This window comes from Candidatus Melainabacteria bacterium (assembly GCA_003963305.1).
Lineage (GTDB): Bacteria > Cyanobacteriota > Vampirovibrionia > Obscuribacterales > Obscuribacteraceae > PALSA-1081.
This window is the reverse complement of the sequence record RXJR01000006.1, coordinates 125,758-139,434: the sequence shown is the minus strand read 5'-3', so window position 1 is coordinate 139,434 and position 13,677 is coordinate 125,758. Positions and strand designations below refer to the sequence as shown.

Here is a 13,677-nt window from a genome sequence, read left to right as displayed (position 1 = left end):
CACTTTAAATGGAACGCTCGGCGTGCTTTTTGTTAGTTGGGCAGTTGTCTTGTCGAAGAATACCGAGTTTTCTCAGCTTCTTATTTAGGTCGGAGATATTGTCATGTCCATCATTTGGAACTTTCATTTGCCCAATCAACTGGCTGTAGGTTTTGAGCGCCATGTTTACGTTTCCCCAATCGGCGTAACACGCTGTGAGCCTGTCTAAATCGAGCTCGAGTCGGTATTTTGCATTACCTGTCCTGTCGGTTTGAATGAGAGTTTTCCAGCATTTGATGGACTTTCTCAGTGCTGCTTCAGAGAGAGGAAATTCTTTGATATCGAAAAATTGCAATCCTAAATCTGAGTACGCATTTGCAAGACCTTCCAAATCCGGGTGGCGATCCGCTGTGCCAAGGCGCAATCTGATTGATTCTTGCAATTGTTCTATCGATCGTCTTGAGTCTCTGCGATAGTAATACATTTCGGCTAATTCTTCGCGGAGCTTGAATGAATCTGGATGTGATTTCACTGCTCGCTCGCCAGCTTCGAGCTCGTTTTGTGAAGGCCAACCAAAATATCTAACACCCTTAAGCCCCTGACTCCACGCGGTGCTGCTGGAGCCGAGAACCAATGTGAGTGTCAGGCATGAGATTAATATGCACCGAGTTATTATTATGTCGAAGTCTCGAATTCTTTTCATTCTTCCAGTATATATTTTCCCTCGTTGCGGTGCGTCGACTTGACCCGCGAACGAAGCTCGGTAGATGGCTGTTCGCTGAAACGGAAGTGATGCGGCTTATGATTGCATCTTCTTTAGATGGTAACTGCGTGCTCGAGCTGTCTTCGTCGGACTAGTTGAGTTGCCGCATCACCTGTGGTGTCCATGCTTGGCTTTGTGCGGTGGGGTTCCATCTTGTGCCGGTCCTGGCCCAACGAAACTCCAGTGGTGCAGGTCATTTTTTATCGGACCCCGGGAGTCACCCTGGCGCCATCCGTGGGCGTGGAGTGTGTGGTTGACGAATGGGTCGTCGTAGGTCTGCGCTTTAGCGTTCGGGTCATCTTTGTAGTCCATAGCTCTGCCGAAGCCGTGATTCGATTTGCCTACTTTTGCGTGTGCTCCCGAATTGCGCCAGACAATTGCTTCTTCCTGACCAATAGTTCTGCCTGCTCCGTTCAGTGGGTCGGCTTCTAATTTCTTGCCGTGTTTCGCAATTTCTAAGTTGACGTCGACGAACGATTGCGCGGCGGCTCCTGACTCCCAATAAGGGACGTTCTGAATGAACTTGCATCCGTTCACGCGCCCTTTTTTGTCATGAGTCGACTCGGTTATGTTGCCCAGCTCGCCCGTGTAACGAGGATCGGTGACCTTCGCTTTTATCTGCTCATGGAGTGCCGGGTCGCGGTCTTTCACGGGCTCTAAAGCATTTGGTCGGGTCGCAGGAGGCGGTATGACGTCGACGTCGACCTTGGCACATGGATCGAATATTTTGGTTGGGGTTTGCAGTTGTTCGAGAGCTTTATTTGGAATTGCTGAAGTTGCCGGCAATGTTGCTGGTTTCGATGCGTCACCAGTAATTTGCTTTTCCGCATCCGGTGGTACATTCGTGTTTGCTGCCAACTGCTTTAGTGAATGTCTGAATGCGGGCGAGCTATAACTGTATGCAGCAAAAGCGGAGTGATCGACCTCGTGATCGCTTCCGCCGTGGCGACCTATCGAATGCTCACCGTGTGCATAATCGCTCGACCCGATGCGGTCTTTTCTGTGCGACTTGTCGCTATGCTCCACTTGGGAAATACCTATTGCCTGTGCGCCGATAACAAGGATTATGGCAGCAGCATAAATGTGATTAGCTAATTTGTGGATGGGGAAAACCGTGCTTTCGCCCCACAGATTGGCTGTTTTAAGGATCTCATACACGACGAAGTGCGACGTCGCGCTGAATGTTTCAATCAAGATTCAAGGTGGGTTCCCACTGCAGATGTCGTTGCTCAGTTGCGTAGGCCTGTCCGCAGAGCCAACCTCGAGGCGCATTTCCGATTTGCTCGATTCGGTGTGCTAGTTCTGCAGCTTTTTCGTGCTGTTCCATTTTGATCAGTAATACATGATAGGCGCGAAACACATCCAGCGAACTGAGCTCACTTCTGCCCTTCGAGATCGCATTGTTGTAGTGCTTTTCAGCCAGTTCAAATTGATTCCTTTCGGCGTAACAGTCGCCGAGCATTTTTATTGCTGTGTTTTGCTCATGCGGTGGAAGAGAACTTGAACCATGGTCACTAGGATCATTCTCGCAAAATTTGATTACAGATTGCAGCAAGGGCTCCAATCTGGAGAAATCTTTTTGTTGAAGATAGATCTGGCATTTTCTAAAGGCAATCAGGCATTCTTCACTTTTGTAGTACCGTCGATCGCTTCCGAACTCTTGTCGATAACTCTCGGCTTTGTCGAGCATTGCTAAAGCGGCGTCGAGTTGATTCTCGATGACAAGTCTGGTGGCCATGTCGCGGCATATCGTTGGTAAAAGCTCGCCGCTATAATTACGCCGATATCTGAGCGAAAGCGCTAGCGCCGTCTCTTGCAGTTTCGTTGCTTCATCAAGCCTTTGCCTTTCCATAAGCAAGCGTGATTTGTCCAGGTAAGCCTGAATTTCGTTCCTGAACCGGAACCAATCTATCGGATCGTAAGCACGACATGTGCACGTTTGATCCTTACAAGTTGCTGCGATTGGCTGGTAGTACCCTTTGAAGTCCCATTCCGGATTGACAAGATCGAAGGACTCATTTTTCCACGCACCCGGTCGTCTCGCGGAATAACCATTCGATCTTATCAACCAACCCTCCTTATATGGGTAACCTTTTTCCGGATATGCTTTTGCGAGATAGAACTGGCAGGGCTTACCATCTGAACGCAGAATGAAGTGTCCTTCGCAAAGGAACTCCCCGAGTGTTTGCTTGCCTACTAGAGTGCTGCCGTAGAGTTTGCCGTCGTCATAAAGTCTTACTTGCCCGGTGCATTTTACTCCATCAATAATTTGTTCGCAGGCGAGTTCTGCTGAAAACAAAGTGCCCGTTTCTCTGAATCTAAAGTGTCCAGTAATTTTGAAACCATTTATAGTGGTTGGCTCGGCTAATCTGCCGGCGCAAAGCTGACCATTTGAGTAGAAGAAAACACGACTTCCCGCTTTAAGAAGTAATCCGTTAACAACTTGGTTTCTGGATAATGTGCCATATGCGACACGTCCGTTAGTATAAAATCCGATGTCGTTGTTCAGAGTCACTTTCGGCCCAGAATGGAGCTTGAGCGAACTGACTGTGCTTATTCCGGAAAGTCGTTTTATTCCCGCTTCTTCGGATGATATCGTCGTTGTAGGTTGAGCTTGTTGTGGTCCAAACCAGAGATTATCGATCAGAACATCCCTGTCCAAATCTCCGGCTCCGATGTGTCCCGGGCGATGAAAGAACAGCACGCTATTTCGCCTGAATGCGATATTGTTCGCCGTAAGAGTATCACCATTAACGGTGGCACTCTTGAGCCCTGGACGCAGTTGGTGTTTTAGATAGTGGAAGTGTAACGTGACTGGCTGACTTGCGGTGTTCAAGAGTACGCCCTGTATCTCTCTTTTACCGCTGATTGTTGCTTTGACAAGCGCGCCTCTTTCTTCGCCCGAAAATTCAAGTATGTCGCCTGCACCGAATTCGCAGTTGTAAATTTTGTGCTCGTCATGAAGCGTTGCTTGCAGCAGGGCGCCGTCGCTCTGGCGTCTGACGATTTCTGTTCCTGCTTTGAATGGAATGTACTCGATGCGGCGCTCCTCTGGCAGCGTCTCTGAAGTATTCGTGTCATCGATCGTATTTTCCATAGCAAATCACCAGAATTTATGTGTTCTTCGCAAACGAGTTTCCGGATTTCAGGACCAGTGCAACATGTTTTTTCTGAGCATTCGGTTGATTATGCTCAGGAATGGTCATATTGTCAGTATAGAGCGCAAATCTCCGGTTCGGCAAACGAGCCGACAGTTTTTCAACTGTTCTGACTGGTCGCAAGAGTGGAAACTAACGCTAGTAGTTGATGCCTTTCGGCGTTCACCGTTGTTTCAGCTTTTGTGCAAGTTCGCGGATAACCTTATTTATCAATTCCGCTTCTCGTTCCTTGCTCAAACCCGCTTTCAAGCTGCTATCAGATTTTTCGCGCTGCCACCATTCGAGAGTGTCTGCAATAGTTTCAGGCAGCGGGCGGAAGGTTAGACCTGCTTGAATGCCCTTACTGTTGTTGCGCAAAGCCATGCCGCTGGTTTCGGAATTTTCCGGAATCCAAAAAGGCATCTCGGTCCAGGCTTCAACCTTATGTTCGAACAACTTCTGATCCGAAACCCAAATTAATTCGGCTTTTGAATCTGCTACTGTCTTGCAGGTGTCGAGAAATTTAGACATTGTGAGTCGATAGTCCGGTCCAATGGCATTGAAAATTCCTGTAGCTTTTGATTCACTCAACGAGATTGTCCATGTGCCGAGATCGCGTCCATCAATGAATTGAATTGGTCGATCTGAGGCGCCCGGAGCCAGAACTTTTCCGCCAGCTTTGATTCGTACTGGCCAGTATGTGAAGCGGTCAGTCGGGTCGTGCGGACCTACAACCACCCCCGGTCTGATGATCAGTGCGCGCTCAGCAAACACGTTTCGCACCATGACTTCGCAACCCGCTTTCAGCTCGCCGTAAGTGTCGTCTGTCCATTCGGTAGCATCAGGATCTTTCGGTACGAGTATTTCATTGTCCTCGCTGATTCCAGGCTTACTTTTGTCTTTGTAGACGGAACCCGTAGAGATGAAGACGTATGATTCGCAGCTTTTCTGCAGTGCTTCGCAAGACTTTTGCACCACCCGCGGTACATAACCACTGGTATCAATAATTACGTCCCAGTGTCGACCTTTGAGCGCTTCTAATGATTCGGATCTGTCGCCCGAGATTCGTTCTACGCTGTCGAATAAATTCGATCCGGTGCGACCTCTATTGAAAAGAGTCACTTCGTGTCCACGTGCGAGTGCCGCTTCGACAATATGGCGTCCAACGAAAATGGTGCCGCCTAGAATTAGGATCTTCATCGCTCCTCGCTGATTATGGGGTTACCGTCATAATTGTCGTTTCTCCCAGCTTAAAACCGAGCTTCTCTGCCCGTTCGAAGTCTCTCTGTGCTTCTACGTTTCTGCCCAACGCCTTTTGTGTTGCACCGCGATAGTAGTACGCATCAGGATCTTTGCTGTTCAACATTATGGCGCTGTTCAAATACTGCATCGCACGTGCATATTGTTTGGTCTTGTAGTATATCTCGCCTATTCCCTCATAGGCGGTGGGTTGTTTGGGATCAATCTTGAGTGCTCGTATGTCATCGTTCATAGCCAGTGCATATTGTTTCTTTTCTAGATATGCAGCGCCTCGATTGGCAAGCATCATTGCATCGTTTGGCGCAATACTGAGTCCTTTATTCAGATCCGCTAGCGCTGCATCGAAATTTTTCATCTGCATGTATACGACGGCGCGGGAGCCGTAAGCCATCTGTCCCTTGTCGGCGAAAAATCCGTCAATTTTGAATTTCGCATCAATCAGTTTGGTATAGTCTGCAACCGCTTGTGCAAATTTCTTTTCCTGTTGATATAAGTGTCCCCTCAAATAATAGTATTCAAGCGCGTCTGGATTCTCTTTGATTTTCTGCGTCAAAGTTTCTATTGAAGGAATTCTGGACAACGTGTCATCTTCTTTGGCAACGGCGAGCGATGTTGTACTGGCGCTCAGCACTACACATATTGCGATCCAGGCGGTCCGTAGGTAATTCATGGTAATTCTCCTTGGACTGTATATTCTCGCATTTCGTCGGGTTTCATCGCTCGTTTATTTGGCTTGACGACATCGTGTCGTTCTACTATATCTATTGTTCTTGAGGTGAAAGGCAAGTTGGGTTATGAGAAAGGCACGATTTTGGTCGGCTTGTATCTATATTTTTTCTGTTCCACTTCTGTGGAGCTGTAACAGCTTGCACTCGTTCGCTCCTGATAAAGCCGGTGCTGCCGAGCATATTGCTAAGGGCAAAGACCTTTCTGAAAAAGAACAATTTAGCGACGCCATTGCAGAATTTAGAGAGGCGGTCAATTGTGATCCCTCGAATGCTGATGCGCATGCTTTGTTGGGCGACGCGCTGGCCGATAATGACGACCGAAATCAGGCTGCTGTGGAAATGGAGGCAGCGGTCAAGTTGGCGCCCAATGATCAAGATAAGCTTGATCGCTACGTCGCCATTTTGGAAACGCTGGGAAAGTACGAGCAGGCTGTTCCATCGGAAGTTAAATTGCTGTCGTTGCGTCCGAAAGATGCTGTTTTGAGAAGGCAGGCTTCGTGGTTGTATGAGCAGGTCGGCGACGATAAGAAGTCGCTGGAGCTAGCGCGTGAAGCTGTAAAACTAGATCCGCACCAAGAGAAGAGTTGGTGCGATCTGGTCTCGGTGCTGCAGGGCGTAGGCAAAACGTCTGAAGCGCTTCAAGCTTGTAAGCAGGGGCTCAAAGTGTTGCCTGATGCGAGTTCTCTCTACTATGAGGAAGGTTTGATTCTCTCCAGTAGTAAGCATCCAAATGATGCAATCGCACCGCTGAGAAAAGCGGTAGCGCTTGATGAAGAAGATGATGATGCGCGCGCGTTGCTTCAGCGACTAACGCGTGCCGCAGGCAAGCCAATCTATCTGATTAAGCTGCAGAAGGTTGGCATGAGTCTCTTCGCGGACGTTGTGGTCAACGAAAAAGTACGAACGAAATTAGTAGTTGATTCTGGTGCAACTTCTGTCGTCATTTCAAATGACGTGGCGAAAAGGGCGGGTGTGAACTTGGCCTCGGCGCGTGATGTTGCCTTCGGTTCTGCATCGGGCGAGGCAACAGGTCGTAAGGTTCGTTTAAATTCGATTCGAGTCGGGGATGCTAAATTACTCGATGTAGAGGCGATCGTCCACGACATTCCAAGCCAAGATGGCGAAGCCGGACTTCTGGGAATGTCGTTCTTGTCGCACTACAAAGTCACATTGGACTCTGATCATGCAGAGCTTTGGTTGGTTAACAGATAAGCACGAATAAACTATTGTCTGTTTGTTTGTTTGTTTGTTTGTTTGTTTGTTTGTTTGTTTGTCGGATCCAGCTTTTTAGTTGCTGCCAGACTTCAGCCCGCGTAGTCGCTCATACTCGCTCTTCAAGTAGTTGATGTTTGCAAATGATGTTCCTGAAATTACACCTTCGACTGCAATTTCGCCGGGCTTGAGTGGTTGCGCGAATTCGTCTCTCTCTTTCCTGATGGTGTCGAATTTCTTTGGATATGGAGCCGCTCCACTAAACCTGTCGGATGGAAGTATTGGCGCCCCCAGGTCAGTGGGCGGCACACTTGCACCAGATAAGGTGCGCTGGTCTATTGGCGTGGCGTCAAAGAGCGTTGGATCTAGAGGCTTTGGTTCAGCTTTTAATTTGTCCATTCGACCGCCCAGCTGAAAGTTTTCGCGGTTGAATATTTGATTGTCCGCCGGAAATATGTCTCTTCCTGTCCTGGGGAATTTTGCTCCAGTATCACCAATCTCGAGATTGCCCTTCTGGCTGGCAAGTGGAGTGGGTGAAAGAAGGTTCGCTTCATTTACAACGTGAATTGGAACTACGCCGTCTCCAGGTGTCGTGAGGCTATGGCTGGCGCTAAAATCATCTGGTTTTCCAGATGGTTTGACTGAAGCTAATTCCGTGCTGGAATTCATAAAATCCCAGCTGAATCTGTTGGCTGAGTCATTGCCGGCGGCGTGCACAACTTCGATTCCACGAGCCTTCAAATCATCAATTGCTTTGTTTGTATCGACAACGCGCTGGGCCGTTGTGCGGTCCGCATCTGATCTAGTCGAATCCTGGCTGATTTCTCTCATGCGATTGAGTATCGCGTCTTTGTTTGCTGCAAGATTTTCGCGGGTGATTGCCTTGTCACCAGTGAAACCGAGAAATTGGTTGGCTTGTTCGAAGGTTGGGTCATTGTTGCCCATACTCACATTTAGTACGTCACCGCGACCCAGCTTAAGTTCCCCAGCATCGATCTTCTTTCCGATTTCATTGAGTCGCTTCGAATAGTCGAAATCGTCGTTTCTGTCTCGCTTGTCGCCGTTTTGCAGCGCGATTGTGTTGAATCCATTCGCTTCAGCGGCAGCCCTGCTGATTTCACCGTGCGCAACGAAGGTTCCATCGCCGAGGTCTACATCTTTGCGTTTGAATTCGTCCAGGAAGGCAACCGTAGGCGCTTTCGGATCCTTTTCTGTCTTTTTGACCAGTTCTGTTGTCGGCTCTTCCGCCCCGCCTTTGTTGTCTTTGCCAGTGCCTTTATCCAGACCCCCTTCTACTTTTGGGGCGTTTGGACCGTCTTTGGTTTTGTTAGCGGGGGCGGAGTCGTCTGTAATGGTAAGGTCGTGCAGCTGCGCTGTGCTCGTGCGTTCTGTAAGCTTTGAGTGGTCCTGGAACAGCTCCATCCGATCGACGTGTTGCAACCCGCGATGGGCGCTCGCGTCGGGTGCTTCTTTGACTCTGTCGTTGTGTTCGAGGGACATAAAATCGTACCTGCGTCAGGAGGTACAGCGAAGCCCGCAAGGGCTTCTACAGTCGAGTTTTTTGGGTTCCATTCCATCGGGCTTTCTGTAATTAGACCAGGTTAGGATTACCGAGAGATTACCACTGAAAAGGAACTTGTGTTTGTATGAGGCGAAATAAGGAAGCCACTAAACTTCTCTCTCTTGCATGTTTTTTCTCAGTGCAATTGCTGCATCCCGGATTGCCGACCAGGATATTAATAACTCTCCAAATCTACGCACTAACTTTTGCTGAGTTTTGCGGGCTGTGTCCAGTCCATAGTAGTCTTCTAAATCTCTACCGACTATGTACGTCTTTTTCACTACGGTTTGGCGCAGGGCGTTCATGCACATTTCAATGTCGGCGGCCCAGTATGCAGGCGTTTTATTGTTCTGTTTTAATTCTGTCTCCAGTCGAAGCAATTGTATGCTGACTCGATTCAAAAGCTGTAATGTGAGCATCTCTTCGAATTCGGCGAGGGGAGCCTTACCCCAATCCAATAGAGATCTTCCAATTGCCTCGATACTCTGTTTGGGCGTGCGTCTCCGCTCGTTTTTGAGAGACTGCAGCAGCGCTTCCATTATAGCACCAAACGAAAGCCGAGAGGCCCGTAAGCGCAGGTGCTCTGCGGAATAGTTTCTGGGAATGAACGGTTTGTGAAGGAGGTGCCACGGCATGTAGCCGTTGAAAGCGCCTTCGTCCGATTGACCCAGCAATTCTCCGAACGCCATATCTTCGCCTCTCCATAGAGGGAAATAGGGGGGCAGAAAGTTACGATTGTCGAAACCCTGATTGTGTCCAGTTATTACCGATCCACTGCTGATTGTCTCGGACGTGACCGAGCGTAAGATTTGATTGCTGTTGAGAGTGAAGCGGTAATCACTCTCAGATTTCATCATGCGGGCGCGGGACTTTCTGTCTGCCGTAAGAAAGTAGGATGAACCTTCCATGCCCGCTTCGCCTCCTACACCAAGGGACGTGATAGCGACTCGTCCACCCGGTTTCGTCAATCTGTGGAAGAATTCAGAACTGATCTGCTCGAAATTGATTGAGCTTGTTTCAAGGCGATCGTCGGAGCACCTCTCATTAACACAAGATGCAACTGACCGGCCTAGCAGCTGCTCGTGCAGAGCGAAAAAATCTTCTCTGGTGAAGGCGTCACCAAATGTCTCTGTTTCCGACTTGGACAAAAACCAGAACTGTTGCGGTGCATATTGCGATGTTAATGTCAAGTCGAAGCTGAATTCACGACACGGTAAGACACTGCATATAGTGTCGTCATCAACTTGCACGGTTAGATCACCAACTGTACTGAGCAGCAAGAAATTGCGGCTAAGCCCGTGAGCCTGCGGCATATTGTCATCGTTGATGAGGGCAAAGTTAACCACGTCTGGTGCGACTCCCGAGATGCTTGAAATATCGCGAGCAAGAATTTCTGCATTTCTGGCGGTGCTATAGAGGCATTTGATGCCGTGATTTTTTCGAACCGACTCTATAGCTTGTTGATTCTCTTGTTGCAAATCAGATGTATCAGATTGATCCATAGCCAGGAGCGTCAGATCATTACGATCGTAAAGCTTGGCGCACTCAGCATAGCTATCCAGGCAGCGTCGAAACACCTGAGGTCGATTTCGCGTGGGAACGGCAAGCGAAGCGATTTTTGGAAGCGGGCTTTGAGGGGAAGAATGCTCCGTTATCATGGTCAGCAAATCCGTTTTTGAGACAAGCAGTTTGCCATTTACAAATTCATTTAGTTGCTGGCGCATTTCAGGAAAACGTTTTAATGGAATGTTGAATCGCTCACACAATCGTGCCGCATGCAGATCTAACGTTTGCGTTTCGGTGCATTCTCTGAGCAGTCTCACTGTATTGGACGACAGCACATGAGTCGCTTGCGTAGTGGGGCAATATACAAGCTCTTTATTGGTGCCTACGCCAATGCGCCAGCAATCGGTAAGACTCAAGTATTCTTGATCTTTGAAATTATTTTCGGACATTTTTAGCGGATTCCGAATCGGCGCAAAAATTTTCGGGCATTAGTGAATCTCGACTGTCGTAGGCAAGTATACCTCGCGCGCGTTTAGCTCTGAGACTCCCTGAATAAGAGCCGGCCACGACATTAGCAGTTCGCCGAACCGGCGCACCAATCTTTGCATTATCGTGCGCGCTTCCTCTATGCCAAATGCTAGACATAAGTCGGCGGCTACTGAAATGTTATCGTCTGTGAGACCCTTGCTTAACCATGAGATAGCCGAAGCTATGTCGTTCGCCCAGTAAGTGGGCTCACCCTTGTGCTTATTGAGAGAGTAGTGTAACGTCGACAGATTTCTACTCATTTCTTCCCACATGATGCTGCGCAGCAGATCTTCGAAGTCCGCAAACGGAGCGGTTCCCCATTCCTTTAGAGCTCTTCCCAAGGCCACCGTATTTTTTGTCGCATTGCTAAGATCTGGTTCGGGCGCTAGTCCGTTTACAAGTCGTTCAATTATTTCGCCGCTGTTTCGATACAGAATTCTCTTTTGAAGATCCGCTTGAAGGAATTTTTCAGGGTTGGACTGGTTGTGGCGAAGTGCCCAGGGCAAGAATCCTGTCAGTTCGTGCAGACAAACATGCAGTAAGTTTGAAAATACACAGTCCTGTCCTCGTTGCACTGGAAGGAATGGAGGCAGCATTTTTCGATTGTCCAATCCCAAATTAAATCCGCTGCAGAAGGCCGCATCACTAACGGTGGCACGTTTGACGGAGCGAATAAGTTTGTGATTGAACATGTAGTAGCGATAATTCGCTTCGGTTTCAATGAGTCGTCTTCTCTCCTCTCCATCAAGGCTGAGATAGTAGTGCGACGAACCGATGCCTGAGTCTCCGGTCACTCCTATAGAAGTAGCCAAGACGGTGCGGGAAGTGCCGCCACGAAGCAATCTAGCGCTTGCGTGATCAAAATTTAGTTCACCACCGCCGAATTGCTCGATACAACTGTGCAATCGCTGTCCGAGCAGCTGTTCATGAATTGCGAAAAAATCTGCGTCGGTGGTGCATTGTTCAGTGAGGTTCAAAATTTCAGGTACTGGTGGAAACCAATTTTCGTAGACATTGAATCTTGAGTCGAGGTTCAGACCAGCCTGCGACAAAGGAGCCGTCATCAGACGGCAAATACTGTCATCATCAACTTGCACGGTTAGTTGCCCCTGTGTGCTCCACAGCAGGGCATTACGATTGATACCAGTATCGACCACGCAATTGTCGATGTTGAGCAAGGCGAATGATACCGCAGTTGGTTCGATATCGCAGTGCTTGGAGAGTATATCGGCGAAGCGGCGCTTTTCTTTGACCCCAGCATATTCGATATCTAAATTGAATTCGGCTTTTAAGCGCCTCAGTATCGCTAGATTTGTCTGGCGCATTTTTTCTTCGGTAGATTGATCCGCAACGACAAATTTCATTTTGCGATCGAATGACTTACAGCATTGAGCGTAACTCCTGATGCAACGTTCGAGTTCGTTCGGACGGTCGCGCGTAGGAATTCCAACCGACGAAATCAGTGGCACCGGAGCAGGTTCTGAATCATCATTTGATACTGACGCGTGCGCAAGGCGTCTGCGCATTTCTTGGTCGCTTAGCAGCAGACCTGTTTCACCAAGTTGATTGAGAATCGCCTTCGTTGCAGCGACGTGTAGAGGTCCAAATCCCAGTTCGTTGCATAAGCGGACTGCATGTTGATCGAGAGTGGCAAATGCCTGACACCGTTCTACAAGTTGCATGTGCAAATTGGACACGAGCTGAGTGTCGTTGGTGACAGGGCAATAAACCAGTTGTGCGTTATCACCGACTGGATACCGGCTTAAATTTGGTTGACTCCGAAAGCGGGGAGCCGATGGTTCCGTCTGGTCAGGCATGATAGTCGTTAGTCTAAATCAAAACGTGTCGTAGCCGCGCGCTATGTTGCGGCGCACGCGTACATTGTCATTCGTCGGTTGTTCGGGCTGTATTTCAGGTGGTTTGATCCAAGTGCCATGCTCTTTGATCGACTGATAGACCTTGCATCTCGTGCATGGAATGTCGTCTCGCTCCGGAGCTTGTCCGGCTAACATCGATCGCGCGTAATTCATTCGCTCGCCGTTTACGATATCGACCAGAGGTTCCTCGAAGGCATTTCCAAATGAAGACCAATGATTCACGGGACAGCCGAGTACTTTTCCATCGAAACTTACTTGCGGACTGGTCCACATTTCACCGCAGACAACTGAACAAAAGTGTTTATTATGCTTTTGGTGGAACTCTTCACGATCGGCGGCACCAAGCACTCTTCTGGCCAGTTCTTTGTCTTGAACGGCCGAAAATGGTAGATCATACATATTTTCCCAGTTTAACTTCGGTTGAAATCGCATGCCGAGTTCCGTCGCGAGCGCACGAGCTTGTTCGATTTCGTGTTCGTTGTGGCCGAATACGACATATTGCCATTGCAACTCTGGTCTGGAAGAACGGTACTGCTTCTTATAATCATTCAGCTTTCTGATGTTGCCGAGCACCGTCTCCAAATGACCGCGAACTCGATATTTTTCATAGGTGGATTGTGTGGCACCATCTATGGAGACACTGATAGCGCGAAATCGATATTTAACAAGAGCCTCGAGTACCTCCGGTTTTACGGTATTGAAATTGACTCCGTTGAGAGCGACAAGCTCGACACTTTGTTCGTACGCGTATTTGATTATGTCGAGCAGTTCAGGATTTAAAAAGATCTCGCCCCAGTTAGTCAGTTCTACACGTTTGATGAATCGATTGTTCTCGATCAAGTGACGAAAATCACTAAGTTTCAAGAATCCGGTGCCTACGAATGTGTCGATTGCTCCGGCAGTTGTGGGGCAACTGGTGCATCGCAACTGGCATACTGTTGAAGCATCCACGCGAACTATTGCTGGTTTGATGATAGTCATGATGTCTATTATTGCAAAGTCAGAAATCACCGATAAGGGTAATCGACTGATCCGGTAATTGAAATATCGTGGGCCAGCCTTTCAAATTTGTTGATTAAATTAACGGGCACGAGCAGTTCCGTATATTGATGAGTATGCTGAAACT

10 protein-coding genes are annotated in these 13,677 nt (G+C 48.5%); 1 reads left to right on the top strand and 9 read right to left on the bottom strand.

Annotation, left to right across the window (positions count from 1 at the left end; translation table 11 throughout):
• Positions 1-4: 4 nt before the first annotated feature.
• The 5 genes from EKK48_08180 to EKK48_08160 all read right to left on the bottom strand — a co-directional run bounded on the left by EKK48_08180 (position 5) and on the right by EKK48_08160 (position 5,809).
• Positions 5-511, bottom strand: a complete 507-nt coding sequence (locus tag EKK48_08180; GenBank protein RTL43713.1) for a hypothetical protein — start codon at positions 509-511, stop codon at positions 5-7.
• Positions 512-850: 339 nt separating this feature from the next.
• Complete coding sequence (locus tag EKK48_08175) at positions 851-1,936, bottom strand: hypothetical protein (GenBank protein RTL43712.1); 1,086 nt, start codon at positions 1,934-1,936, stop codon at positions 851-853.
• A complete protein-coding gene (locus tag EKK48_08170) occupies positions 1,929-3,839 on the bottom strand; it encodes a hypothetical protein (GenBank protein ID RTL43711.1) in 1,911 nt (636 codons plus the stop codon). Before EKK48_08170 ends, EKK48_08175 begins: the two co-directional genes overlap by 8 nt.
• 223 nt (positions 3,840-4,062) lie before the next feature.
• Positions 4,063-5,079, bottom strand: coding sequence for an NAD-dependent epimerase/dehydratase family protein (locus tag EKK48_08165; protein ID RTL43710.1), 1,017 nt, complete (start codon positions 5,077-5,079; stop codon positions 4,063-4,065).
• A 13-nt stretch (positions 5,080-5,092) separates the two neighbouring features.
• The gene (locus tag EKK48_08160) at positions 5,093-5,809 is read right to left on the bottom strand and encodes a tetratricopeptide repeat protein (GenBank protein ID RTL43709.1); all 717 of its coding nucleotides are present in this window, start codon (positions 5,807-5,809) and stop codon (positions 5,093-5,095) included.
• A 124-nt stretch (positions 5,810-5,933) separates the two neighbouring features.
• Between EKK48_08160 and EKK48_08155 the strand changes: the two genes are divergently transcribed.
• Entirely contained in the window at positions 5,934-7,079 is a 1,146-nt protein-coding gene (locus EKK48_08155) for a TIGR02281 family clan AA aspartic protease (GenBank protein ID RTL43708.1), read from the top strand.
• A gap of 75 nt (positions 7,080-7,154) precedes the next feature.
• Here EKK48_08155 and EKK48_08150 read toward each other — a convergent pair whose 3' ends face one another.
• From EKK48_08150 to EKK48_08135, 4 genes are all read right to left on the bottom strand, one after another.
• Positions 7,155-8,579 carry a hypothetical protein gene (locus EKK48_08150; GenBank protein RTL43707.1) on the bottom strand — a complete coding sequence of 475 codons (1,425 nt, stop codon included), beginning with the start codon at positions 8,577-8,579 and terminating at the stop codon, positions 7,155-7,157.
• 168 nt (positions 8,580-8,747) lie between these two features.
• Positions 8,748-10,595, bottom strand: coding sequence for a hypothetical protein (locus EKK48_08145; GenBank protein RTL43706.1), 1,848 nt, complete (start codon positions 10,593-10,595; stop codon positions 8,748-8,750).
• Positions 10,596-10,634: 39 nt separating this feature from the next.
• Entirely contained in the window at positions 10,635-12,491 is a 1,857-nt protein-coding gene (locus EKK48_08140) for a hypothetical protein (GenBank protein RTL43705.1), read from the bottom strand.
• Positions 12,492-12,509: 18 nt separating this feature from the next.
• Entirely contained in the window at positions 12,510-13,532 is a 1,023-nt protein-coding gene (locus EKK48_08135) for a radical SAM protein (GenBank protein ID RTL43704.1), read from the bottom strand.
• Positions 13,533-13,677 lie beyond the last annotated feature (145 nt).